Source organism: Mycobacterium sp. NPDC049093 (assembly GCF_040704635.1).
Taxonomy (GTDB): Bacteria; Actinomycetota; Actinomycetes; order Mycobacteriales; family Mycobacteriaceae; genus Mycobacterium.
Genome location: NZ_JBEZJS010000001.1, coordinates 1,003,198 through 1,025,909, shown reverse-complemented (window position 1 = coordinate 1,025,909; position 22,712 = coordinate 1,003,198). Strand labels below are relative to the sequence as shown.

Sequence of the window (22,712 nt, the reverse complement as noted above, 5' to 3'; positions counted from 1 at the left end):
TGTTCAGTTTGGCACTACTTGCCGAAGCGGCGATGCCTGGCCGTGTAATCGCGCAGAGCACGCAGGAAGTCGACGCGCCGGAAGGCGGGCCAGTACGCCTCGGTGAACCACATCTCCGAATATGCGCTCTGCCACAACAGGAATCCGCTGAGCCGTTGCTCACCCGAGGTGCGGATGACGAGGTCCGGGTCGGGTTGGCCTGAGGTGTAAAGGTTCTCCGAGATCCCGTCGACCGTGACGGCTTCGACGAGTTGCTCGGCGGTGGCACCGTTGGCCAGTTCCTTCGACAACAGCGAGCGCACGGCGTCGACGATCTCCTGGCGGCCGCCGTAGGCGACGGCGACGTTCACGTGGAACTTGCCGCCCCTGCCGTTGGTCGATTCGACGGCCTCACGCAGTCGGCGGGCCGGTTCCTCCCCCAACAACTCCAGGTCACCGACGGTACGCACGGTCCAGGTGTTCGTCGGGGCGCAGATCTCCTCGACCACGTCGGTGATGATCTCGAGCAGGGCGGACAGCTCGTCGGGATCGCGCTGCAGGTTTTCGGTCGACAGTAGGTAGACCGTCGTCATCTCGATGCCCGCGGCCTGGCACCAGCGCAACATCTCGGCGATCTTGGCCGCGCCCATCCGGTAGCCGATGCTGACATCGTCGTAACCTGCGTCACGCGCCCAACGGCGGTTGCCGTCGCACAACACCGCGATGTGGCGGGGCAGTTCGGATCTGGACTGCGCCAGTTCCTGACGCAACCGCATCTCGTAGAGCCGATAGGCCGGTTCCTTGAGCCGCGGGGGAATGATGTCCACGAGAGTCCAGACTACTGTGAACGTCGGGGTACACCACGGTTCTCAATGGAGGTGACATGACTGCGCCGACCGGTAGCACCAAGCCCTACCGCTCTGCGGCCGCCCTGAACCGGCCCGCAGAAGATCTGCCCGAGGCCGTCGCCGAAGGCGTCGCCCAGTTCCTCGGCAAGCCGCGAGCACGGGGCTGGATCCACGTCTACTCGGCCATCGTCGCGTTCATCGCCGGGGCAGCTCTGGTGTCGGTGTCGTGGTCGGTGGAGTCCACCCGCGCGGGCCTTGCGACCCTGCTCTACACCTTCACTATCGTGGCGATGTTCACCGTCAGCGGCACCTATCACCGGGTGAACTGGAAATCCGCGAGCGCACGCAAATGGATGAAGCGCGCCGACCACTCGATGATCTTCATCTTCATCGCGGGCAGCTACACCCCGTTCGCACTGCTGGCCCTGCCCGAATCCAAAGGCATGGTGCTGTTCTGGATCGTCTGGGGTGGAGCGATCGCCGGTGTGCTGCTCAAGATGTTCTGGCCGTCGGCACCACGCTGGCTGGGCGTGCCCCTCTACATCCTGTTGGGCTGGGTCGCGGCCTGGTTCATCGGGCCGATCATGAACGGTGCCGGCGTGGCCGCAGTGGTGCTGCTGATCGTCGGCGGTGCGCTCTACAGCATCGGCGGCGTGCTCTACGCGCTCAAGTGGCCCAACCCGTGGCCGACGACGTTCGGCCATCACGAGTTCTTCCACGCCTGCACGGCGGTAGCGGCGATCTGCCACTACATCGCCATGTGGTTCGCCGTCTTCTGAGGCCACGAAAAAGCCCCGCACCACCGAAGCGGTGCGGGGCTCCGCAAATCTGTCAGAGCTGCGTGATGTCGGCCGCCGACCAGTAGGCCTTCATGCCGGTGATCTTGCCCTCGGCGTCGAACGTCATGACCTCCATGGGTTCGATGCGCATCGCTCCCCCGACGACGATCGCGAACAGGAAGGCCGCCTCGTGCCCGCCCGGGCGGAACTTGAGCAGCTCGGTCGTGATCTCGGCGCCCGCCGCGGTCAGGTTCTTGTAGAAGCCCTCGATCGCCTGACGCCCGATGTGCACCTCGCCGCTGCCCACCGGATCCTCCAGCGTCGCGTCGTCGGCGTACAGCGCGGCGACCTCGGCGGCGGAACCGCCCGCGACCGTGTCGAGGTAACGCTTGACGAAGGACTCCAGGGCTGCGGCATCGTGGCTCATGGCCGCGAGGCTACACGGCGCCACTTCCGCCGTCCGGCGGTTGACCGCCCAGCGAGACAGCCAGGTCGCCGACCGCCGTGACGGGCAGGTCACAGACCGTCCCGCGGCACACGTACGCGGCGTCGGCGCCGTCCACCCGGTCGCGTCCCTTGAGCAGCTCCGAAGAATCGACAGCACCGCCGACAACCAGCGCCCCACCGGGCGCCAACCGGCGCGCAGCCTCCAGCAGAGGCGACGACGGATCCCCGGCCACCGCGATCTGGATCGGCCCGCGTACCTGGGCTTCGGCCACCGCCAGCCAATGCCCGCCCGAGCGGGCCGCGCGGGCCAGGATCGGCGTGGCCGACGACAAAGTCGCCTGCGCCGCATCGACATAGCGCTGCGAGCCGGTCAGGTATCCCGCCGCCTGCAGGGCCTCGGCGATCAGCGACGCGCCCGACGGTGTGGCGCCGTCGATCGGGTCGGCGGGACGCACCATGAGTTGCTCGGCGTCGTCGGCGGTGTCGAACCAGCGGCCCGGCTGATCGGGGTCCGCGAAATGTTCGAGCGCGACATCCAAGAGCCGCACGGCCTCGTTCAGCCCGAACCCGGTGAGCTGGTACAGCGTCAGCAATGCGGTGGCCAGCGCCGCGTGATCCTCCAGGATCGCCGCACTCTCGCCGACCCTGCCACCCAGACTGGCCCGGCGTAGCCGCCCGTCCACCACGTGCAGCTCCAGCAGCCGGCGTCCACATTCGACTGCCGCAGAAAGCAGTTCGGGACTTTCGAGCGCCACCGAGGCTTCCGCCAGCGCGGTGATGGCCAGGCCGTTCCAGGCGGTCACCACCTTGTCGTCGCGGGCCGGCTGGGGCCGCAGGGCGCGGGCCGCCGACAGCTTCGCGCGCACCGACTCGAAGCGGGCAGTGTCGTCGGGATCGCGGTGCAGTTGCAGCACCGAAGCACCGTGCTCGAACGTGCCGTGCGCGGTGACCCCGAAAAGTGAAGCGGCCCAATCTCCGTCGTCCTCACCCAGGACGGAGCGCAGTTCGGCCGGTGTCCACACGTAGGTCAGCCCTTCGCGCCCACCGGCGTCGGCGTCCAGCGAGGAGGTGAACATGGCACCGGCACCCAGGTCCGCGATGAGGAACCCGGCCGTCTCCGCAGTCACCCTGCGCGCCAACGGATCCCCGGTCCGCCGGGCCAGATGCGCATAGGCCCGCAACAGCAGCGCATTGTCGTACAGCATCTTCTCGAAGTGCGGCACCACCCAGTGCGGGTCGACACTGTAGCGGGCGAATCCCCCGGCCAGCTGGTCGTAGATGCCACCGTGGGCCATGGCCGCACACGTACGCTCGACAGCCGCCAACGCCGCCAACGAACCCGTGCGTTCGTGGTGGCGCAGCAACCCTTCCAACAACGCCGAGGGCGGGAACTTGGGCGCACCGCCAAAGCCGCCGTGCGCCACGTCCTCGTCGTTCAGCACGGCGGCCACCGCGTGATTGCACAATTCGGGTCCGACCGGCGACCCACCGCCGGGCAAGCCGGCCGACATCGAGCGCAGTTCGGTGGCGATCTGATCGGAGGCGCGCTCGACCTCGTCGCGCCGGTCCCGCCAGGTTTCGGCGACGGCGTCCAAAAGTTGCAGGAATCCGAGCTTCGGGTAGTAGGTGCCGCAGAAGAACGGCCGACCGTCCGGCGTGAGGAAGCAGGTCATGGGCCAGCCGCCCTGCCCGGTCAAGGCGACGGTGGCGTTCATGTAGACCGCGTCCAGATCGGGACGTTCCTCGCGGTCGACCTTGATGCAGACGAACCCGTCGTTGAGCACGGCGGCCACATCTGCATCTTCGAACGATTCATGCGCCATCACATGGCACCAGTGGCAGGCCGCGTATCCGATGGACAGCAGGATGGGGACGTCCCGCGAGGCCGCTTCTGCGAGCGCCTCGGGCGTCCATTCTCGCCAGTGCACCGGGTTGTCGGCGTGCTGGCGAAGGTACGGGCTGGTGGACCCGCCGAGCGTGTTACCCGCTACCCGGCTCACGGGGCTGACTCTGATGGTCATCGGCGATGTTCTCGACCGCCTCGCCGTCACCGGCACCGTCGGCAGTGCCCTCGTCGGCGGCCTGGTCGGGCTCGGGATGTTCCCGGTCGAAGGACTCGGGCAGCTTGCGCAGGTGACGGTTCATCGACCACACCAGCGCGAAGGTGCCGATCAGCAGCGCGACCGTGACGAGCAAGCCGAGCGGAGTTGCCTTACCGAACTCCGGCCCGGTATTTCGCGGCTCGTCGGCGAGCAGTGTGATCACTGCGGTCAAAGTGTCGATCATTTCTCAATCCCGGTGAACAGGTCGTCTTCCGGCAGATTCACCGGCACACGCGACCGCGCCAACTCGAACTCCTCAGTCGGCCAGAGCCGCTGCTGCCACTCGATCGGCGCATGGAAGAAATCGCCTTTCGGGTCGATCTGGGTCGCGTGCGCGCGCAGCGCGTCGTCGCGCTGACTGAAGTACTCCGAGCATTCAACACGGGTGGTCACCCGGTTGGCGAACGGGTCGTGGTCCGGGTCCCAGTGTTCCAGCCATTTGCCGAAGGGACCCTGCCGACCATACTTGGCGAACTCGTCCTGCAGCAGCTGCATGCGCTCACGCAGGAAGCCGTGGTTGTAATACAGCTTCGAGACGTTCCACGGAGCCCCGGCCTCCGGGTACAGCCGGTAGTCGGCGGCCGCCTCATAGGCCGCCACCGAGACCTCGTGGCAGCGGATGTGGTCTGGATGGGGGTAGCCACCGTTCTCGTCATAGGTGGTCAGCACGTGCGGTTGGAACTCCCGGATCACCCGGACCAGGCGGCTGACCGGCTCGGCCAGCGGCACACGCGCGAAACAGTCGTCCGGCAGCGGCGGCAACGGATCGCCCTCGGGCAGGCCCGAGTCGACGAATCCCAGCCAGTGGTGTTCGACGCCGAGGATCTCGGCGGCCTTGGCCATCTCGTCACGGCGCACCTCGGTGATCCGGCCGTGTACCTCGGGGAGGTCCATCGCCGGATTGAGTATGTCTCCGCGCTCGCCGCCGGTGAGCGTCACGACCATGACGCGCACACCTTCGGCTGCATAGCGCGCGGTGGTAGCCGCACCCTTGCTGGACTCGTCGTCCGGGTGGGCATGCACCGCCATCAACCGCAGTTCGCTCATTTCGCTTTCATCTAACTACGGCGTCCTCTTACCTAATCCCTGTACCCAAACCTTCAGCCCGCTCCCTGGGCTGCGGTGACGGATTCGTCTGGCCCTATAGTTCCAGTTCTGATGATCGAACGCCCCGCCGCCCGCTACGGATCCCGCCAATTGTCCCGCCGGACGCGGCGATGGATCACGTTCGCGCTGGTCGGCGTGGTGGTCGTGGCCGGTGTGATCCTGGCGGTCGTGGCCTTCCAGCGGTTGGGCACGGGCGAGGTGAAAGGCGAGCTCTCGGCCTACGAACTGATCGACAACCAGACCGTTTCGGTGACGATCGGGGTGACCCGGCCTGACCCGTCGACGCCTGTGGTCTGCATCGTCCGGGCCCGTTCGATCGACGGGAGCGAAACCGGGCGACGCGAAATCCTGGTGGGTCCGTCCGATCAGCGGGTGGTGCAGGTGACTGCCGAAGTGAAATCGAGTCGACCCCCCGTGATGGGCGACGTCTACGGTTGCGGGACGGATGTGCCGTCCTACCTGGTAGCGCCCTGAATTTGACGCTCGCAACAAACGTCGAACAGCCATTACGTGAAGATTCGTCGGCTACTCGGTGGTACGATTGTGCGATACACGGTTCCTCGCTGGGGCCGTGTATTGCTGCATTAGCACTCAGTTAGGTGCTTACGTCCGCGGCAATACATGCGCATGCCCCGGCCCGGAAACGACGGACTTCGTACGCGAGGAAGGCGCAAGAGCGCCGCGAGGGCAAGCAAGACAGAAGGAGCACAAGAACATGACCGATACACAGGTCACCTGGCTCACTCAGGACGCATTCGACCGGTTGAAGGCGGAGCTGGATCAGCTGATCGCCAACCGGCCGGTGATCGCCGCCGAGATCAACGACCGTCGCGAAGAGGGCGACCTGCGCGAGAACGGTGGCTACCACGCCGCCCGCGAGGAGCAGGGCCAGCAGGAGGCCCGCATCCGCCAGCTGCAGGAGCTGCTCAACAACGCCAAGGTCGGTGAGGCACCCAAGCAGTCCGGTGTCGCGCTGCCCGGTTCGGTCGTCAAGGTGTACTACGACGACGACAAGAAGGACACCGAGACGTTCCTGATCGCCACCCGCCAGGAGGGCATCAGCGACGGCAAGCTCGAGGTGTACTCCCCCAACTCACCGCTGGGCAGTGCACTGCTCGATGCCAAGGTCGGCGAGTCGCGCACCTACACCGTGCCGAACGGCAACACCGTCAAGGTCACCCTGGTCAGCGCCGAGCCCTATCACGACTGACGGGTCGAGGGGCGGGGGGAACACGGGGAAACAGTACAGTCGGGGAAATGGCGCAAATCGCCGAAGACCTGTTCTTGCTGTTGCTGGACAACGCAGCCGCGCAGCCCGCACTTGATCGGCATCGCAGGGAGAAAGTACTCAGCGCGGCAGTCCTGCTGGATCTGGCGTATGCCTGCCGGATCCGTCCTGCCATGGCAGGCGAACCGATCGAGGCCGGCCGCCTGATCGCATTGGCCGGTGACTGGCCCGCCGATCCGGTCGGCGATCCGGCGTTCGAACTACTGCAACGCCGGCCGCTTCCGGCCGAGACCGCACTGGCCAAGCTCAGCAGGCACTCCCAAGCCAACCTGGAACAGCATCTCGAACGGATCGGGCTGGTCCGCCGAGTCCGCATGCCCGGTAAGGGCTTTCCGGGCAAGTCGGTGTACTGCTGGCCGCTGACCAGCCGGGAGCGGGTCAGCCAGGCCCGGGCAGCGCTGCTGGCGGCGTTGTTCGACGGGCACAACCCGGTACCCGCGATCGCCGCGATCATCTGCCTGTTGCATGCGGTCGACGGCCTGGGCGCGATTCTGAGCCTCAACGACCGGGGCTGGCGCTGGGTGCATGCCCGGTCCACCGAAATCGCAACGGGCATCTGGGTGGACGAGACCGCGTCGGCACTGCCGGAGATGAATCTGGCAGTGACGACGTCGGCGTTACGTCCGGCCCTGATGGTCTAGCGCGGCGCTACTTACCGAGGGCCTGCTCCAGGTCGGCCAGTAGGTCGGCGGCATGCTCGATACCCACCGACAGCCGCACGAGGTTGTCAGGCACCTCGAGCTGCGAGCCTGCGGTCGACGCATGCGTCATGGCCCCTGGGTACTCGATCAACGACTCCACCCCGCCGAGCGACTCGGCGAGAATGAAAAGCTCAGTACGCGAGCACAATTCACGTGCCGCCCGGGGCCCACCCCGGAGCTGCAGGCTCACCATGCCGCCGAAGCCCGACATCTGCCGCGCCGCCACATCGTGGTTCGGGTGACTGGCCAGACCTGGGTAGAGCACGGTCTCGACAGCGGGGTGCCCGTCGAGGAATTCGGCTATCAGCGCAGCGTTTTCACTGTGCTGACGCATGCGCAGCACCAGCGTCTTGAGCCCGCGCATGGTCAGGTACGCGTCGAAAGGCCCCGGCACCGCACCGGCGCCGTTCTGCAGGAATGCGAATGCCGCGTCGAGTTCCTCGTCGTTGGTCAGCAGCGCACCGCCCACCACATCCGAGTGCCCACCGATGTACTTGGTGGTCGAATGGAGCACGATGTCGGCGCCGAGCAACAGCGGCTGCTGCAGCGCAGGCGAGGCAAACGTGTTGTCCACCAACACCTTGACTCCGGAGGACGACGCGATCTGGACGATCCCCGGGATGTCGGCGACGCTCAGCAGCGGGTTAGTGGGCGTCTCGACCCAGATCAGCCGGGTCCGCGGGGTGAGGGCCGAACGCACGGCGTCCAGATCGCTGAGCGGGACCGGGGTGTGAGTGACGTTCCACTGCGAGAACACCTTGTCGATGAGGCGGAACGTGCCGCCGTAGGCATCGTCGGGAATCACCACGTGGTCGCCGGGCCGCAGCACCGCGCGCAGCGCACAGTCCGTGGCGGCCATACCCGAGGCGAAGGCCCGCCCGTAGGCGGCTTCCTCGACGGCCGCCAGCGCCGCTTCCAGAGCCTGCCGGGTCGGGTTGCCGGTGCGGGCGTACTCGAATCCGCCGCGCAGCCCGCCGACGCCGTCCTGGGCGAAGGTCGAACTGGCGTAGATCGGGGTGTTGACGGCTCCGGTGCCCGGGTCGGGTCGGTAACCGGCGTGGATGGCTTTTGTGGCCAGACCGTGCCACCTGCGCTGTTCACTCATAACGTGTCGAGCCTATCGCGGCCGCTCAGTTTCGCAGCTTTCGTCCGTACTGGTCAGGAACTGACCGGCTGAACATCATGACCGCATCCACCAGAGCCCAGATCCCGACGCCGGCGAGGAGGAAGACCCCGACGAAAAGAATCGCCGTGAGTATGCCGAGGATCGTCAGCCCCAGTTGGATCGCGCCGATAGTGGTGGAGCCGATGTAGAAACGCCCGACACCGAAGCCGCCGAAAAACAGCTGCAACAGACCGGCGGTGACGGCCGATTTGTCTGACAGCGGCTCCCCGGTCTGCGGGTCGCGACCGAACGGCGCCGACGGGTCGGCGGAATAGCCGCCGTAGGGCTGCTGCTGCCCGGGGTAGCCGGCCGGGAAACCCTGTGGCGGATAGCCTGCGGGTGGGCCTTGAGTCGGATAACCGCCGAACTGCGGAACGCCCTGCGGCGGCGGGAATTGCGGCGGCACCGCCGGGGGCGGCGTTCCGTACATGTCTCCGGAGTACATGTCTCCGGGCTGATTTGGTGTCGACATTGGGCCCCGACTTTCTCGAATACACCGAACTCCGCTGTGGATCCGGCGGCGGCAGGCTAGCTGAAATGATGTCACGGAACACAGCGCCCACGGCGCAGGCATTTCTGCCGTACGCGCCGCGGGCGCTGAGGTCGGTTCTGCCTATGGGGTCAGGGGTGCCACCGGGCCACCGCTGAGCCGACGCCAGGCGTACACCTCGATGAGGAGGATCAACGGCACCGCCACGATGAGGCCGAGCCCACAGGGAATCATGCCGATGAAGGCGATGACTCCCATGACGAGTGCCGTCAGCAGCACCGTGCCGAAATTGGCCTTCGCGAGGTCGAAGCTCGCCTTGACCGCATCGACGCCGCTGAGATTGCGGTCCACCGCCGCGACCGTGGTGAACAGAAACAGGGTGGCAAGGACCACCGATACGACGAACGACAACAGCATGAACACAAAGATCCACGCGCCGATCAGGAACGTGGGCGCGAACAGCACCAAGTTGGCCAGGAACGAGATCACACCGACGATCACCGTCGCGAGGATGACGTTGCCGACGTTGCGCGGCTTGAAGAACGAACCGATCGTCACCGGTTGGCCATTGGCGATGTCGAGCATTCCGGCGGTATACCCCGCTGCGATCCAGCCACCGACCACCAACAGCACGATCGAGCCGATGAACATGACGATGCTGCCCCCGGTCCCCAAGTCGCTCGACGCCGAGTAGCTGAAGCCGTCCTGATAGGACTCGTACCTACTGGTCGAGTCCGGCGCGATCGCATAGGCGATGCCGTAGAAGATGCCGTAGACGACGCCTGCAATCAGGCCGTACAGCAGCGTCGGCACGATCAGTTCAGCCGGATGCTTGAGGAACTTGTTCCAGGCCCACGAGAAGGCGTCACCGATGCTGTACGGCGCGCCGCCGAATCCAGGCCCGCCCGCAGGCGGGTAGCCGGGAGCACCGTAACCGGGCGGCGGGTAACCGCCCGGGGATGGGTAACCGCCAGGAGGCGGGTAGCCGCCGGGAGGCGGTGGATAACCACCGCCCTGCGGGGGCGGCGGCGGGTAGCCACCGCTTTGCGGCGGAGGCGGATAGCCACCCTGATGAGGCGGCGGCGGGGGCGGGTAGCCACCGCCCTGCGGGGGAGGCGGCGGTGGATAACTACCACCCTGCGGCGGAGGCGGCGGCGCGAAACCGCCGTGCTGGGGCGGAGGCGGATAGCCCCCCTCCGGCGGCGGCGGGTAATTCCCGGGCGGGGGCGGTTGATCGGTCACGTCGAAAGCTCTCCTCATCTCGGATAGCGCGCCGCGGGCGGACGCTACGTTCTGCCAGCACCTATACAGACAGACTGCTCCACAGGCAGATTACGCACCGTCAACGCCCTTTGACAGGACAACACGAGCGTATTCGCCGGGCACAGTGGGCCGTCGTGGCGGCATACCGGATTAGTCAGACACGCAGCGCAGTAAACGGTTCAAATGGCAAATTGCGAATAATGAACCACACCACGGTCACCACCAGCGCCACCATCGCCGACCACCGGTGATGTTGCCAACTGGCGATCTGCCGTCCGCGGAGACGGCCGTATGTCCACGCCAGGTAGGCCCACACAATCAACCCGAGAGCGATCACCCCGACAGCGTTAAACCGAAGCGCTGCAAGAAGATCCCCATGAAGCATTGAGTAGATCATCCTGAGACTGCCGCAGCCCGGGCAGTCGATGCCCAGCAATAGCTTTGTGGGACATGTCGGTAGCAGTCCACCGGGTGTCGTGGGATCAGCTACCCACACGGCCAGACACGCGCACCCCGCCGCGGCGGCCACACCGAGTGGCGCACCGAGGCGGGGTGCAACGTGGAGTTGAGACACAGATCGAGATCAGTACGACGACACTGATGCCGAGAACGCACCCGTCGCTACCAGGAAGATGAGCCAGACCACGCTAAAGGCGACGCCGGCGATGGCGCCCCACATGGCGAACTTCTTGGCGTCGTCGGCGGCCTGCTGTGCGGCTTGGTACTGGCCCTGTGCCCAGAGTCCCGACACCGACACCGATTTCACAATGGCGACGATGCCCAGCGGAAGACAGCAGAAGACAGTCGCAAGTATCGCCCAGACCAGATTGTTGTCCGGCGGAACGCCTTGGGGGCCTCCAGGCGGCGGGAAACCGCCCTGGGGAGGTGGCGGATAGCCACCAGGAGGCGGAGGCGGATAGCCACCAGGAGGTGGGGGCGGGTATTCAGTCATTGACGCCTTCCTGGAACAGGTTGCTGGACAAGAGCGAGGCAACCTTACCCTGGCAATTCGCTGAATACGCTGGATCGACGACTAGTGTCGGCCGCCGCCCTCGGAGAGGAACCCGAGCAGATCGTGGCGAGTGAGCACGCCGACGGGCTTGCCCTCCTCGACGACCATCACCGCGTCGCAGTCCCGCAGAGATTTCGCCGCCGTGGAGACCAACTCCCCCGCACCGATCAACGGCAACGGCGGGCCCATGTGGTCGGCCACTGCGTCGGCCAGCTTCGCCCGGCCCTCGAACACCGCGGACAGCAGTTCCCGCTCGGACACGCTGCCGGCCACCTCGCCCGCCATCACAGGAGGTTCGGCACCGACCACCGGCATCTGCGAGACGCCGTATTCGCGCAGGATGCCGATCGCGTCGCGCACCGTCTCCGAGGGGTGCGTGTGCACCAGGTCGGGCAGCGCCCCGGATTTGCCGCGAAGGACATCGCCGACCGTCGACTGCTCGATCGAACCGTCGAGCCGGTTGCGGAGGAATCCGTACGAAGACATCCACGCGTCGTTGAAAATCTTTGAGAGGTAACCGCGTCCGCCGTCGGGCAGGAGCACCACGACGACCGAGTCGGGGCCGGCCGTGCGGGCCACCTCGAGTGCGGCGACGACTGCCATGCCGCAGGATCCACCGACCAGCAGCGCCTCTTCGCGGGCCAGCCGTCGGGTCATGTCGAACGAGTCGTTGTCGGAGACGGCGATGATCCCGTCGGGGACCGACGGATCGTAGGCGGACGGCCAGAAGTCCTCACCCACGCCTTCCACCAGGTACGGCCGCCCGGTCCCGCCGGAGTACACCGAGCCTTCCGGATCGGCACCGATCACCTGAACCTTGCCGTCCGACACCTCTTTGAGGTAGCGGCCCGTGCCGGTGATCGTGCCGCCGGTACCGACCCCGGCCACGAAGTGCGTCACGGTGCCGTCGGTGTCGGCCCAGATCTCCGGACCGGTCGTCTCGTAGTGGCTCTCCGGCCCCATCGGGTTGGAGTACTGGTCGGGCTTCCAGGCGCCGTCGATCTCCTCGACGAGGCGGTTGGAGACGCTGTAGTAGCTGTCCGGATGGTCCGGCGGCACCGCCGTCGGGCACACCACGACCTCGGCGCCATAGGCGCGCAACACATTCTGCTTGTCCTCGCTGACCTTGTCGGGGCAGACGAAGATGCACTTGTAGCCGCGGGTCTGGGCCACCAGAGCCAGGCCGACGCCGGTGTTGCCCGACGTCGGTTCGACGATGGTGCCGCCGGGCTTGAGCTCGCCGCTGGCCTCGGCGGCGTCGATCATCTTGGCCGCGATGCGGTCCTTGGAGCTGCCGCCGGGGTTCAGGTACTCGATCTTGGCCAGGACCTTGCCCGAGCCTTCGGGGACAACTGAGTTCAGCTGTACCAGCGGGGTATTGCCGATGAGCTCACTGATGTGCCTGGCGATGCGCATACGTCAATGGTCTCAGGCCCGCGAAACGCTTACCAGGTGGCCTCTCGAATGTATTCGCCGATTTGACGCAACGAGCGCTTCGCTTCGGACACCATCGGCGACGCGAGCTGGAAAACGTGCATCTGACCGGGCCAGATCCGCAGCTCGACGGGAACCCCTGCGGCGGCCAGCATGTGCGCGGCCTTTCGCGCGTCGCTGAGCAGAGCCTCCGAGCCAGACGCGTGGATCAGCGTGCGCGGCAGACCGGGCTCGATGTGGTCGAGGGGTTCGTAGACTTCCTCGCCCTTGCGCCCGGCGGCGCGCTCGATGAGCTCCACGAGGGCGTCGAACGCCTTGGCGGGGAACATCGCGTCGGTGTGGATGTTCGGGTGGTTGGCCCGTGACTCGTTGTCGATCTCGAACAGCGGCGACATGGTCACCAACGCGGCAGGCATCTCACCCTCGTCGACCAGGCGCTCGGCCAGCGCCAGCGACAGGTAGCCGCCCGCCGAGTCGCCGGCCAGGACGATCTGGTCCGGCTCGTATCCGCGTAGCCGCAGCCACTGATAGGCGTCGTAACAGTCCTCGATCGCGGTGCCCACCGAGTGCTTGGGGACCATCCGGTAATCGACCACGAGCACCGGGCTGTCGGCGTATTCCGACAGTGCCGTGACGATCCCCGAGTGCGTGTTGGCCCCGCAGGCGAGGAACGCACCGCCGTGCAGGTACAGGATGACGCTGCGCTTTCCGTCGGCGGGAAGTACGCCGTCGGCCCGCACCAGCTGCGCGGTGCAGTGGGGCAGCGCGATGGTGGCCTTGATGGTCCCGGGCACCGGCCGGATCAGTCGGGCGGCGAAATTGACGAGCCCGAATGGCCACGGCAGATGCGGTACATGGCTACCAATCGCCAAGGTCGGCTTGATTGTCAGCGTGGCCGCCAGCGAAGCCAATCGGCCGGCCAGGCTCGGTCCGTCCTCGACCACCTCGACGGGCGCGCCGTCACTGACCGGGAACCTACGCCCGCGGTGGGTCCTAGCTGGGCTTATGCCAGCATGATGCGACCTGGATACCTTGCTCGGTGCAGTCATCGTCACCACTTCCTACGTCTTTGTAGTGCTAGGTGAGCTTCGTCACTCAGACAACCCGGGTAACTTAGCTTGACATCCGTAAACAGTTCAACAGTCAAATAAACTGAATTGATACCGGACTTGATACAGCACTGTGATCGCCACGCTGCGCCGCCACGCGGACAACCTGTCTCGTCCGCCTAAACTGATCTCGTGGGCACACCGCGTCGGTCGACCATCGCCCTCGCCGCTGCGGCGACGCTGGCTTCTACGGGATCGGCCTATATCGGAGCACGCAACCTGTTGAGCGGGCAGGCCAACAAGGCGCGTCAGGTCATTCCCAAGTCCTGGGACGTCCCACCCCGCGCCGACGGCGTGTACCTCCCCGGCGGCGGGCCCGTCGAGAAGTGGGAACGCGGAGTCCCCTTCGACCTGCACCTGATGATCTTCGGTGACTCCACCGCCACCGGATACGGCTGCCGGGTGGCCGACGAGGTACCCGGGGTGCTGATCGCCCGCGGCGTGGCGAAGCAGTTCGACAAGCGGATCCGCTTGAGCACCAAGGCAATCGTCGGCGCCACCTCGAAGGGGCTGTCCGGCCAGATCGATGCCATGTTCGTGGCGGGCCCACCGCCGGATGCCGCCGTGATCATGATCGGCGCCAACGACATCACCAAACCCAACGGCATCGGTCCGTCGGCCCGCCGGGTCGGCGACGCGGTGCGCCGGCTGCAGGCGGCAGGAGCCGTCGTCGTGGTCGGCACCTGTCCCGACTTCGGGGTGATCACCGCCATCCCGCAACCGTTGCGCACCGTCGCCCGCAACCTCGGCCTGCGCCTGGCCCGCGCCCAGGCCGGCGCCGTCCGAGCGGCCGGCGGCACACCCGTGCCGTTCTCGGACCTTCTGTCCCGGGACTTCCACAAGGCCCCTGACCTGCTGTTCTCCGACGACATGTTCCATCCGTCGGCAGCTGGGTACGCACTGGCCGCCAAGCAGTTGCTGCCGGCGGTATGCACGGCTCTCGGCGACTGGGACGGCGACGAGGCACTGGAATCGGGAGCCGCCGACACGAGGACACTGCTGACCCGCCTGGGCAGTGTCAGCAGGCTTTGGCGCCGCTCAACCGGGGTGCCCGCACCCATCGTGGTGCCCGCGGGCTAGTTTCAACTGAGTTTCTAAGCCATTCGATTAGCAGGAGCCGTCATGCCTGAAGCCGTCATCGTTGCCACCGCCCGCTCGCCTATCGGCCGCGCCGTCAAGGGGTCGCTGGCCACCATGCGCCCCGACGACCTCGCCGCTCAGATGGTGAAGGCCGTCCTGGACAAGGTGCCCTCGCTGGACCCCCGCGACATCGACGACCTGATGATGGGCTGCGCCCAGCCCGCCGGTGAGGCCGGCTACAACATCGCTCGCGCCGTGGCCGTCGAGCTCGGTTACGACTTCCTGCCTGGCACCACCGTCAACCGGTACTGCTCGTCGTCGCTGCAGACCACCCGGATGGCCTTCCACGCCATCAAGGCCGGCGAGGGTGACGTGTTCATCTCCGCGGGTGTGGAGACGGTGTCGCGCTTCGGCGTCGGTGCCGCCGACGGCGCCCCGAACTCGAAGAACGCACTGTTCGAAGAGGCCCAGGCCCGCACGCTCACGCAGGCCGAGGGCGACATCAAGTGGCATGACCCGCGCGAAGACGGCCTGATCCCCGACGTCTACATCGCCATGGGCCAGACCGCCGAGAACGTCGCCACCTTCACCGGCATCAGCCGTGAGGACCAGGATCACTGGGGCGTGCGTTCGCAGAACCGCGCGGAGGAGGCCATCAAGAGCGGCTTCTTCGAGCGGGAGATCGTTCCCGTGACGCTCCCCGACGGCACCGTGGTTTCCACCGATGACGGCCCGCGCGCCGGCACCACCTACGAGAAGATCAGCCAGCTCAAGCCGGTCTTCCGGCCCAACGGCACCATCACCGCGGGCAATGCGTGTCCGCTGAACGACGGCGCCGCCGCAGTCGTCATCATGAGCGACACCAAGGCCAAGGAGCTGGGCCTGACCCCGCTAGCCCGCATCGTCTCCACCGGGGTGTCCGGCCTGTCGCCGGAGATCATGGGCCTCGGCCCGATCGAGGCCATCAAGAAGGCGCTGGCCAAGGCCGGCAAGAAGATCTCCGACATCGACCTGGTCGAGATCAACGAGGCGTTCGCCGTGCAGGTGCTCGGTTCGGCTCGTGAGCTCGGCATCGACGAGGACAAGCTGAACGTCTCGGGCGGCGCGATCGCGCTGGGCCACCCGTTCGGCATGACCGGTGCCCGCATCACCGCCACGCTGCTGAACAACCTGGCCACCCACGACAAGACCTTCGGCATCGAGTCGATGTGTGTCGGTGGCGGCCAGGGTATGGCGATGGTTGTGGAGCGCCTCTCCTAGTTTTCAGCTTTGGCTCTGCGCTGAGGGCGCAAAAGTGCGAGTAGCTCGCGCCCTCACCGCAGAGCCAATGGCGGCGCAACCTGATCCCAAGCGCGTTGCAGGCGCCACATGATTTCCGGCCGACGATGGCCTGCTGCCACTCGAATCGTGGTCCAGCCAGCCTGGCTGATGTATTCATGACGGACGATGTCGTAGCCCAGCGCATCGGCATGCTGCACGCCGTCGTATTCGACCGCGAGCATGTACTCCTCCCAACCCATGTCCAGGTAGTACCGCGGCTGGCCATTCCGGCCTGGTACCGGCACCTGTGTCCGCGGTCGCGGATATCCCTCATCGATGACCATGAGTCGAAGCCAGGTTTCTTTCGGGGACTGTGCCCCAGGGTCATAGAGTTCAAGAGCCGTCTCGAGCTGACGTAGACCACGCACATGGGCATGACAATCCGCCAGTGCCAACACATCAGCTGCTTTCAGCCCCGTCGCATTGCCCAGCGCGTCGAGCCGAGCCACCGCCTCCCTCAGGGGCCCGCGCCGGCCGATGTCGAAGGCCGTCCGCTCCGGTGTGGTCACATTCAGCCCGTCGAGCCGTTGCGACTCCCCCGGCAGCAGCAGGTCGGCACGGGTGATCACCCGTTTCGGCGCCCGCGCATTCGACCAGATCAACTCGACTGGAACGTCGTCGTCGACCCACTTGGCCCGATGCCAGGCAGATGCCGAGAGACCCGCGACCACCGCTGCTCGATGTGACCACAGCCATGCTGCTTGCGTTCGGCGGCGCAGATTCGGAGCGATCCGTTTGTCCAGGTACACGTTTGGCATCAGCGACCGGTAGTAGCGGCGCAATTCATGGCGGTTCAGTTCGCCGCCTGCCAGAGCCTCGCTGCCGACGAAGGGTTCGTTGCCGATGTCCATGACGCCAGGCTGGTTTGAGCTGCTGACAGCCGGCTCAGCCCAGGCCACGCCATGGCCCGACCTTGTGCATGAACCTCGCTGTGGGGATAACCCACGTATCGACTCTGCGTCCACGGCGCAAAAGTGCGAGAAGCCAACGCCCTCAACGCAGAGTCAGCGCCTACCCACGCAAAAGAAAAAGGCGCCCGCAATCGCGGACGCCTTTCTCGGGGCAGGGTTGCTAGTCGTTGTTGAAGTACGACAGCAACCGGAGGATCTCGATGTACAGCCAGACCAGGGTGACGGTCAGGCCAAGGGCGATGCCCCATGCGGCCTTCTCCGGAGCACCGGCGCGGATCATCTGGTCGGCCGCGTCGAAGTCGATCAGGAAGCTGAACGCCGCCAGGGCGATGACGAACAGCGAGAACGCGATGGACAGGCCACCGCCGGAACGCAGGCCCAGGCCTTCACCGCCGCCGACACCGAACATCGCGAGCGCGAAGTTCACCAGAATCAGCGCAAGAACACCGAACATCGCGGCGACGATCATCCGGGTGAACTTGGGCGTCACGCGGATGGCACCGGTCTTGTAGACCACGAGCATGCCGATGAACACACCGATCGAGGCCACCACGGCCTGGAAGATCATGGTGGGCCCACCGTTGGAGACCAGGTTGGCGAACAGGAACGACGCTGCACCGAGGAACAGGCCCTCCAGCGCGGCGTAGGTCAGCACGATGGCCGGGTTGTCCTGCTTGCGGCCGAAGGTGGCGATCAAGACCATCACCAGACCGCCGAGGCCGCCGATCAGGGTGAACGGCATCATCAGGGCCGTGTTTCCGGCCACGAGGAAGTACGACACCACCGCGACAGCCGACACGACGGCCAGCGTGATGCCGGTCTTGGTGACGACGTCATCGATGGTCAGCGGGCGGGAAACGCCGGTCTGCGGCTGCTCCAGGTACTCCTGCGCGTAGGGCTGCGCATGCACCTGCTGTGCACCGAAGCCGCTGGCTCCGGTACCGAATTGTGCGTATCCGCCCTGCGTCTTGGGCAGGCTGCGGAATACCGGGTTGCTGGTTTCGCGCACCGTCGGGTCCTCTCTGATGAGATGTGTTCGAGTACGAACTAGTAGCTCAACGATCAATGTTCCGGGCGGGTTCCCGTGGAGACGAAATGACTCCCAGGAAACTGACAGGTTTGATCTTGGGGCAAACCCTACCCGTAGCGCACCACAACTGGGGGGCCGAACTAGATTGCATCTCGTGACAGAAAACGAGGACCTCCTAGTAAGTGTCCGCAACGGCGTCGGGATCCTCACGCTGAACCGGCCCAAGGCGATCAACTCGCTCAACGATGCGATGGTCGCGGGCATCTCCGAGGCGCTGCATGCGTGGGAGAACGACGATGCGGTTCACACCGTTGTGCTGACCGGCGCCGGCGAACGCGGCCTGTGCGCGGGCGGTGACGTGGTGGCGCTCTATCACAGCGCCCGCGAGGGCGGCGAGGCCGCACGAAAGTTCTGGTACGACGAATACCTGCTCAACGCCTATATCGGCCGTTACCCGAAGCCGTATGTGGCGGTGATGGACGGCATCGTGATGGGCGGTGGCGTTGGCGTCGCCTCCCATGGCAACGTCCGCGTCGCCACTGACACCACCAAGATGGCGATGCCCGAGGTCGGCATCGGCTTCATCCCCGATGTGGGCGGCACCTACCTGCTCTCCCGCGCCCCCGGAGGACTCGGACTGCACGCCGCGCTCACCGGAGCCCCGTTCTCCGGGGCCGACGCGATCGCCATGGGCTTCGCCGATCACTATGTGCCGCACGACCAGGTGGCCGAGTTCACCGCAGCCGTGGTCAGCGATGGCGTGGCGAAGGCCCTCGCCGACTACGCCGTGGAACCGCCCGCCAGCCAGCTGGTCGAGCAGCGCAGCTGGATCGACGAGTGCTACGCCGGCGCCACCGTGGCCGACATCATCGCCGCACTGCAGACGCACGGCACCGCCGCCGAAGATGCCGCGAAACTCATCGCCACCCGCTCCCCCATCGCGCTGTCGGTGACGCTGGAAGCGGTGCGCCGGGCCGCCAAGCTGGCGACACTGGAGGACGTGCTGCAGCAGGAGTACCGAACCTCGTGCGCATCGGTGAAATCGCATGACTTCGTCGAGGGCATCCGCGCTCAGCTCGTCGACAAGGACCGCAACCCGCAATGGTCCCCTGCCTCGATCGAGGCGGTCACCGCCGCCGACGTCGACGCGTACTTCGTTCCGGCCGATCCCGATCTGACCTTCCAGGAGGACAACCAATGAGTGAGTTCGAGACGATCCTGGTGACCCGCACCGACCGGGTCGCGACCATCACGCTGAACCGGCCGAAGGCGCTCAACGCGCTCAACACCCAGGTGATGACCGAAGTAACCACGGCCGCAGCCGAACTCGATCGCGATCCCAGCGTCGGCGCCATCATCGTCACCGGCAACGAGAAGGCGTTCGCGGCGGGCGCCGACATCAAGGAGATGGCCGAGCTGTCGTTCGCCGACGTGTACTCGGCAGACTTCTTCGAGCTGTGGTCGAAGTTCGCCGACACCCGCACCCCGACGATCGCCGCGGTCGCCGGCTACGCGCTGGGCGGCGGCTGCGAGCTGGCGATGATGTGCGACATCCTGATCGCCGCGGATTCGGCGAAGTTCGGTCAGCCCGAGATCAAGCTGGGCGTGCTGCCGGGCATGGGTGGTTCGCAGCGGCTCACGCGGGCGATCGGCAAGGCCAAGGCGATGGACCTGATCCTGACCGGCCGCACCATCGACGCCGTGGAAGCCGAACGCGCCGGCCTGGTGTCGCGCCTGGTGCCCGCGGACTCGCTGATCGACGAGGCCCTGGCCGTGGCAGCGACCATCGCCGGCATGTCGCTGTCGGCGTCGCGGATGGCCAAGGAAGCGGTCAACCGGGCCTTCGAGTCCTCCCTGGCCGAGGGACTGCTCTACGAGCGCAGGCTGTTCCACTCGGCCTTCGCCACCGCAGACCAGAAGGAAGGCATGGCAGCGTTCTCGGAGAAGCGCGCCGCCAACTTCACCCATCGCTAAAGTCGACGGGTGACCGAGACCGCCGAACCCGAGGCCGACGCACCCGAAGTCCAGTCAGGGGACGCAGATAAGCCTGTGTGGTGGCTGCGCCACTACACGTTCTTCGGCACCGCGGTGGGCCTGGTGTTCGTCTGGTTCTCGCTCACCCCGTCGCTGCTGCCCCGCGGGCCGCTGTTCCAAGGTCTGGTCAGCGGCGGCGCCGGCGCAACCGGCTACGGCCTCGGCGTCTTCGGGGTGTGGCTGGTCCGCTACATGCGATCCAAGGAAACCAGCCCGAAGGCCCCCAAGTGGGCCTGGCTGGCCTTGCTCGCCGTCGGCGTCGTCGGGCAGATCCTGATGATCGTGTACTTCCACGTCTGGCAGGACGAGGTCCGCGACTTCATGGGGGTGCCCCGGCTGAAGTTCTGGGATCATCCGCTGACCGCGGTGCTGTCGCTGGTGGTCCTGTTCGCATTCGTCGAGATCGGGCAATTGATCCGTAAGCTCGTGCGTTTCCTGGACCTCAAGCTGGATCGCTTTCTGCCGCCGCGGGTTTCGGCCGTCGTCGTGGTGGCGTTTCTGCTGGCGCTCACCATCGCGCTCCTGAACGGTGTCGTGGCCCGGGTGGCGATGGACACCATCAACCGGACGTTCGCGGCCGTCAACGACGAGAGTGATCCCGACTTTCCCGCCCCGATGTCGCCCCTGCGTTCAGGTGGCCCGCAGTCGCTGGCGGACTGGGAGTCGCTCGGCCATCAGGGCCGGGTATTCGTCTCGGCCGGCCCTACGGTGCAACAGCTTTCGCGGTTCACCGGCAAACCCGCGATCGAACCGATCCGCGCCTATGCGGGTCTGCATTCCGCTGACGGCATCAAGGCCACCGCGGCCCTGGCGGCCCGAGAGTTGCAGCGCACCGGCGGCCTGGACCGCGCCGTGGTCGCGGTGGCGACCACGACGGGCACGGGCTGGATCAACGAGGCCGAGGCCTCTGCCCTGGAGTACATGTACAACGGCAACACCGCGATCGTGTCGATGCAGTACTCGTTCCTGCCGAGTTGGTTGTCGTTCCTGGTCGACCAGGAGAACGCGCGGCAGGCCGGGCAGGCGTTGTTCGAGGCGGTCGACGCCCTGGTTCGGGCGATGCCCGAGAACAAGCGCCCCAAGCTGGTGGTGTTCGGGGAGAGCCTGGGATCGTTCGGTGGTGAGGCACCGTTCCTCTCGCTGAACAATCTCGTAGCCCGCACCGACGGCGCGTTGTTCTCCGGCCCGACGTTCAAGAACACGATCTGGACGACGCTGACCCGTGACCGCGACGCCGGATCACCGGAGTGGTTGCCGATCTACGACAACGGCGAGAACGCCCGGTTCGTGGCGAAGGCCGAGAATCTGAACCGGCCCGACGCACCGTGGGGTCATCCGCGCGCGGTGTACCTGCAACACGCGTCCGACCCGATCTCGTGGTGGACGCCCGACCTGCTGTTCGCCAAGCCGGACTGGCTGCGTGAACCCCGCGGGTACGACGTGTCCCGCCGGATGGAATGGATTCCGGTGGTGACGTTCCTTCAGGTCTCGGCGGACATGGCAGTGGCGGTCGACGTTCCCGACGGGCACGGGCACGTGTACGTCCAGAATGTGGCCGACGCCTGGGCGGCGATCCTGCAGCCCCCGGGGTGGACACCGGAGATGACCGCAAAATTGCGGCCCATGCTGAGCAGCAACGAGAATGCCTGAGCGCCGGGCGTTTACACCTGGCCGGCGGCGACCAATGCGTGATAGCCGCCGATGAGGTCGGTCGAACGATGCAGTCCGAGGTCGACGAGCGCGGCCGCGGCCAGGCTTGACGTGTAGCCCTCCGAGCACAGGATCACCCAGTAGACGTCGTCGTCGACGGCCTCCGGGATCCGCGCGTCACTGGTCGGGTCGCAGCGCCACTCGAGCACGTTGCGTTCGATGATCAGCGCCCCGGGTACCGAACCCTCGGCGGCACGCTGGGCGGCCGGACGGATGTCGACCAGGATGGCACCGGCGTCGAGCGCCTCGGGAAGGTCGGCGGCGGGCAGCCGGTGCAGGCGGGTACGGGCCTGCTCCAGCACGGTGTCGATGCGGCTCATGGCAGTCACTCCGGGGCGTCGGTGAGCTCGGTACGGTTGCGGCGCAACGTGTTTTGCGGCGTCACCTCGTAGTAGGACATCGCTGTGAGCGGCGGCGAGTAGGCGTGCACGCTCAGCGTCGGTCCGGAGATCGCCGCAGGCGCATGCACCACGTCATGCACCCAACCCAGCGGGAACGCCGCCTGATCGCCGGCCGTGAGACGTCGTTTCCGGAGCAGCTCACCGTCCCAGCGGGTTTCGCGCAGCGCACCGGACACCACGGTCAATGCCCCCAGTGAGCCACCGTGGTCGTGCATTTCGGTCGACTTGTCGGGCACCCAGCTGATCAGCCAGACTTCGACTTCGTCGTCACCGGACAAGCGGGTGTACCAGCGGTCGTCCTTCGGCAGCCCGCGCAGCAGCCGGTCGTAGCGGCCGGACAGCACATCGTCGGCGGCGCGGTCGGTGGTGTGCAGCAGGTCGGGCAATCGCAGGCGGGTGGGCGCCGAGACGGCAGGAACGGGCGCGAGCGTGGACAGCATCAGAGAAACTCCAAGAATGACGGCGGAACAGGGCAGACGGGCGCGCTAGCGAGCCCGACAAC

General features: G+C 66.4%; 25 protein-coding genes. 9 read left to right on the top strand and 16 right to left on the bottom strand.

The window, feature by feature from the left end:
- Positions 1–14: 14 nt before the first annotated feature.
- Positions 15–806 (bottom strand): (2Z,6E)-farnesyl diphosphate synthase, encoded by a 792-nt coding sequence (locus tag AB0876_RS05075; RefSeq protein WP_055116753.1) that lies wholly within the window; start codon positions 804–806, stop codon positions 15–17.
- A gap of 56 nt (positions 807–862) precedes the next feature.
- Between AB0876_RS05075 and trhA the strand changes: the two genes are divergently transcribed.
- Positions 863–1,606 (top strand): PAQR family membrane homeostasis protein TrhA, encoded by a 744-nt coding sequence (gene trhA / locus AB0876_RS05070; RefSeq protein ID WP_491839406.1) that lies wholly within the window; start codon positions 863–865, stop codon positions 1,604–1,606.
- Positions 1,607–1,658: 52 nt separating this feature from the next.
- Here the strand turns inward: trhA and AB0876_RS05065 are convergent, their stop codons facing one another.
- From AB0876_RS05065 to mca, 4 genes are read right to left on the bottom strand one after another with little or no spacing between them, the layout of a single operon-like run.
- Positions 1,659–2,033: a nuclear transport factor 2 family protein gene (locus tag AB0876_RS05065; protein ID WP_491839405.1), complete on the bottom strand. Its 375-nt coding sequence runs from the start codon at positions 2,031–2,033 to the stop codon at positions 1,659–1,661.
- Positions 2,034–2,043: 10 nt separating this feature from the next.
- A complete protein-coding gene (locus AB0876_RS05060; protein WP_526041388.1) occupies positions 2,044–4,074 on the bottom strand; it encodes a thioredoxin domain-containing protein in 2,031 nt (676 codons plus the stop codon).
- Complete coding sequence (locus AB0876_RS05055; RefSeq protein WP_526041387.1) at positions 4,034–4,339, bottom strand: hypothetical protein; 306 nt, start codon at positions 4,337–4,339, stop codon at positions 4,034–4,036. Before AB0876_RS05055 ends, AB0876_RS05060 begins: the two co-directional genes overlap by 41 nt.
- Positions 4,336–5,202, bottom strand: coding sequence for a mycothiol conjugate amidase Mca (mca, locus tag AB0876_RS05050; protein WP_491839402.1), 867 nt, complete (start codon positions 5,200–5,202; stop codon positions 4,336–4,338). The genes AB0876_RS05055 and mca overlap by 4 nt, the downstream gene beginning before the upstream one ends.
- Before the next feature lie 111 nt (positions 5,203–5,313).
- Here mca and AB0876_RS05045 point away from each other — a divergent pair, with 111 nt between their 5' ends.
- From AB0876_RS05045 to AB0876_RS05035, 3 genes are all read left to right on the top strand, one after another.
- Positions 5,314–5,736, top strand: coding sequence for a DUF4307 domain-containing protein (locus AB0876_RS05045; protein WP_055116761.1), 423 nt, complete (start codon positions 5,314–5,316; stop codon positions 5,734–5,736).
- Between the two features lie 241 nt (positions 5,737–5,977).
- Positions 5,978–6,472: a transcription elongation factor GreA gene (greA, locus tag AB0876_RS05040; protein ID WP_491839401.1), complete on the top strand. Its 495-nt coding sequence runs from the start codon at positions 5,978–5,980 to the stop codon at positions 6,470–6,472.
- 47 nt (positions 6,473–6,519) lie between these two features.
- Positions 6,520–7,191 carry a GPP34 family phosphoprotein gene (locus tag AB0876_RS05035; protein ID WP_526041386.1) on the top strand — a complete coding sequence of 224 codons (672 nt, stop codon included), beginning with the start codon at positions 6,520–6,522 and terminating at the stop codon, positions 7,189–7,191.
- A 7-nt stretch (positions 7,192–7,198) separates the two neighbouring features.
- Here the strand turns inward: AB0876_RS05035 and AB0876_RS05030 are convergent, their stop codons facing one another.
- From AB0876_RS05030 to AB0876_RS05000, 7 genes are all read right to left on the bottom strand, one after another.
- A complete protein-coding gene (locus AB0876_RS05030; protein WP_055116764.1) occupies positions 7,199–8,356 on the bottom strand; it encodes a cystathionine gamma-synthase in 1,158 nt (385 codons plus the stop codon).
- 25 nt (positions 8,357–8,381) lie between these two features.
- Positions 8,382–8,888, bottom strand: a complete 507-nt coding sequence (locus AB0876_RS05025) for an NINE protein (RefSeq protein ID WP_491839399.1) — start codon at positions 8,886–8,888, stop codon at positions 8,382–8,384.
- Positions 8,889–9,029: 141 nt separating this feature from the next.
- Positions 9,030–10,148: a DUF2189 domain-containing protein gene (locus AB0876_RS05020; RefSeq protein WP_491839398.1), complete on the bottom strand. Its 1,119-nt coding sequence runs from the start codon at positions 10,146–10,148 to the stop codon at positions 9,030–9,032.
- Positions 10,149–10,323: 175 nt separating this feature from the next.
- Entirely contained in the window at positions 10,324–10,743 is a 420-nt protein-coding gene (locus tag AB0876_RS05015) for a DUF2752 domain-containing protein (protein ID WP_526041385.1), read from the bottom strand.
- Positions 10,744–10,752: 9 nt separating this feature from the next.
- Positions 10,753–11,121 carry a CD225/dispanin family protein gene (locus AB0876_RS05010; RefSeq protein WP_526041384.1) on the bottom strand — a complete coding sequence of 123 codons (369 nt, stop codon included), beginning with the start codon at positions 11,119–11,121 and terminating at the stop codon, positions 10,753–10,755.
- An 81-nt stretch (positions 11,122–11,202) separates the two neighbouring features.
- Positions 11,203–12,597 (bottom strand): cystathionine beta-synthase, encoded by a 1,395-nt coding sequence (locus AB0876_RS05005; RefSeq protein WP_491839397.1) that lies wholly within the window; start codon positions 12,595–12,597, stop codon positions 11,203–11,205.
- A gap of 29 nt (positions 12,598–12,626) precedes the next feature.
- The gene (locus AB0876_RS05000) at positions 12,627–13,664 is read right to left on the bottom strand and encodes an alpha/beta hydrolase (protein WP_491839396.1); all 1,038 of its coding nucleotides are present in this window, start codon (positions 13,662–13,664) and stop codon (positions 12,627–12,629) included.
- A 192-nt stretch (positions 13,665–13,856) separates the two neighbouring features.
- On the opposite strand from AB0876_RS05000, the gene AB0876_RS04995 reads away from it, so the two are divergent.
- Together AB0876_RS04995 and AB0876_RS04990 are read left to right on the top strand one after the other, a co-directional pair.
- On the top strand, positions 13,857–14,804 hold the full coding sequence (locus AB0876_RS04995; protein ID WP_526041383.1) for an SGNH/GDSL hydrolase family protein: 948 nt from the start codon (positions 13,857–13,859) through the stop codon (positions 14,802–14,804).
- A 42-nt stretch (positions 14,805–14,846) separates the two neighbouring features.
- Entirely contained in the window at positions 14,847–16,064 is a 1,218-nt protein-coding gene (locus AB0876_RS04990; RefSeq protein WP_055116771.1) for an acetyl-CoA C-acetyltransferase, read from the top strand.
- 53 nt (positions 16,065–16,117) lie between these two features.
- Here the strand turns inward: AB0876_RS04990 and AB0876_RS04985 are convergent, their stop codons facing one another.
- Both AB0876_RS04985 and AB0876_RS04980 read right to left on the bottom strand, forming a co-directional pair.
- Positions 16,118–16,969 (bottom strand): endonuclease domain-containing protein, encoded by an 852-nt coding sequence (locus tag AB0876_RS04985; RefSeq protein ID WP_526041475.1) that lies wholly within the window; start codon positions 16,967–16,969, stop codon positions 16,118–16,120.
- A 226-nt stretch (positions 16,970–17,195) separates the two neighbouring features.
- The gene (locus tag AB0876_RS04980) at positions 17,196–18,044 is read right to left on the bottom strand and encodes a Bax inhibitor-1/YccA family protein (RefSeq protein WP_418021668.1); all 849 of its coding nucleotides are present in this window, start codon (positions 18,042–18,044) and stop codon (positions 17,196–17,198) included.
- Between the two features lie 175 nt (positions 18,045–18,219).
- On the opposite strand from AB0876_RS04980, the gene AB0876_RS04975 reads away from it, so the two are divergent.
- From AB0876_RS04975 to AB0876_RS04965, 3 genes are read left to right on the top strand one after another with little or no spacing between them, the layout of a single operon-like run.
- Complete coding sequence (locus AB0876_RS04975; RefSeq protein WP_526041382.1) at positions 18,220–19,266, top strand: 3-hydroxyisobutyryl-CoA hydrolase; 1,047 nt, start codon at positions 18,220–18,222, stop codon at positions 19,264–19,266.
- Positions 19,263–20,039 (top strand): enoyl-CoA hydratase, encoded by a 777-nt coding sequence (locus AB0876_RS04970; protein ID WP_491839393.1) that lies wholly within the window; start codon positions 19,263–19,265, stop codon positions 20,037–20,039. Before AB0876_RS04975 ends, AB0876_RS04970 begins: the two co-directional genes overlap by 4 nt.
- Positions 20,040–20,048: 9 nt before the next feature.
- Positions 20,049–21,749: an alpha/beta hydrolase gene (locus AB0876_RS04965; protein ID WP_526041381.1), complete on the top strand. Its 1,701-nt coding sequence runs from the start codon at positions 20,049–20,051 to the stop codon at positions 21,747–21,749.
- An 11-nt stretch (positions 21,750–21,760) separates the two neighbouring features.
- Here AB0876_RS04965 and AB0876_RS04960 read toward each other — a convergent pair whose 3' ends face one another.
- Both AB0876_RS04960 and AB0876_RS04955 read right to left on the bottom strand, forming a co-directional pair.
- Entirely contained in the window at positions 21,761–22,129 is a 369-nt protein-coding gene (locus AB0876_RS04960; protein WP_491839391.1) for a rhodanese-like domain-containing protein, read from the bottom strand.
- A gap of 5 nt (positions 22,130–22,134) precedes the next feature.
- Positions 22,135–22,650 (bottom strand): cysteine dioxygenase, encoded by a 516-nt coding sequence (locus tag AB0876_RS04955; protein ID WP_055116783.1) that lies wholly within the window; start codon positions 22,648–22,650, stop codon positions 22,135–22,137.
- Positions 22,651–22,712: the final 62 nt, after the last annotated feature.

Bases quoted from the DNA above. Each gene is read 5' to 3' on its own strand.
- mca (WP_491839402.1), bottom strand. From the start codon at position 5,202: ATGAGCGAACTGCGGTTGATGGCGGTGCATGCCCACCCGGACGACGAG.
- AB0876_RS05010 (WP_526041384.1), bottom strand. From the start codon at position 11,121: ATGACTGAATACCCGCCCCCACCTCCTGGTGGCTATCCGCCTCCGCCT.
- AB0876_RS05005 (WP_491839397.1), bottom strand. From the start codon at position 12,597: ATGCGCATCGCCAGGCACATCAGTGAGCTCATCGGCAATACCCCGCTG.
- AB0876_RS05060 (WP_526041388.1), bottom strand. From the start codon at position 4,074: ATGACCATCAGAGTCAGCCCCGTGAGCCGGGTAGCGGGTAACACGCTC.
- AB0876_RS05030 (WP_055116764.1), bottom strand. From the start codon at position 8,356: ATGAGTGAACAGCGCAGGTGGCACGGTCTGGCCACAAAAGCCATCCAC.
- AB0876_RS05055 (WP_526041387.1), bottom strand. From the start codon at position 4,339: ATGATCGACACTTTGACCGCAGTGATCACACTGCTCGCCGACGAGCCG.
- greA (WP_491839401.1), top strand. From the start codon at position 5,978: ATGACCGATACACAGGTCACCTGGCTCACTCAGGACGCATTCGACCGG.
- AB0876_RS04970 (WP_491839393.1), top strand. From the start codon at position 19,263: ATGAGTGAGTTCGAGACGATCCTGGTGACCCGCACCGACCGGGTCGCG.
- AB0876_RS04955 (WP_055116783.1), bottom strand. From the start codon at position 22,650: ATGCTGTCCACGCTCGCGCCCGTTCCTGCCGTCTCGGCGCCCACCCGC.
- trhA (WP_491839406.1), top strand. From the start codon at position 863: ATGACTGCGCCGACCGGTAGCACCAAGCCCTACCGCTCTGCGGCCGCC.
- AB0876_RS05045 (WP_055116761.1), top strand. From the start codon at position 5,314: ATGATCGAACGCCCCGCCGCCCGCTACGGATCCCGCCAATTGTCCCGC.
- AB0876_RS05025 (WP_491839399.1), bottom strand. From the start codon at position 8,888: ATGTCGACACCAAATCAGCCCGGAGACATGTACTCCGGAGACATGTAC.
- AB0876_RS05065 (WP_491839405.1), bottom strand. From the start codon at position 2,033: ATGAGCCACGATGCCGCAGCCCTGGAGTCCTTCGTCAAGCGTTACCTC.
- AB0876_RS04990 (WP_055116771.1), top strand. From the start codon at position 14,847: ATGCCTGAAGCCGTCATCGTTGCCACCGCCCGCTCGCCTATCGGCCGC.
- AB0876_RS04960 (WP_491839391.1), bottom strand. From the start codon at position 22,129: ATGAGCCGCATCGACACCGTGCTGGAGCAGGCCCGTACCCGCCTGCAC.
- AB0876_RS05000 (WP_491839396.1), bottom strand. From the start codon at position 13,664: ATGACTGCACCGAGCAAGGTATCCAGGTCGCATCATGCTGGCATAAGC.
- AB0876_RS05035 (WP_526041386.1), top strand. From the start codon at position 6,520: ATGGCGCAAATCGCCGAAGACCTGTTCTTGCTGTTGCTGGACAACGCA.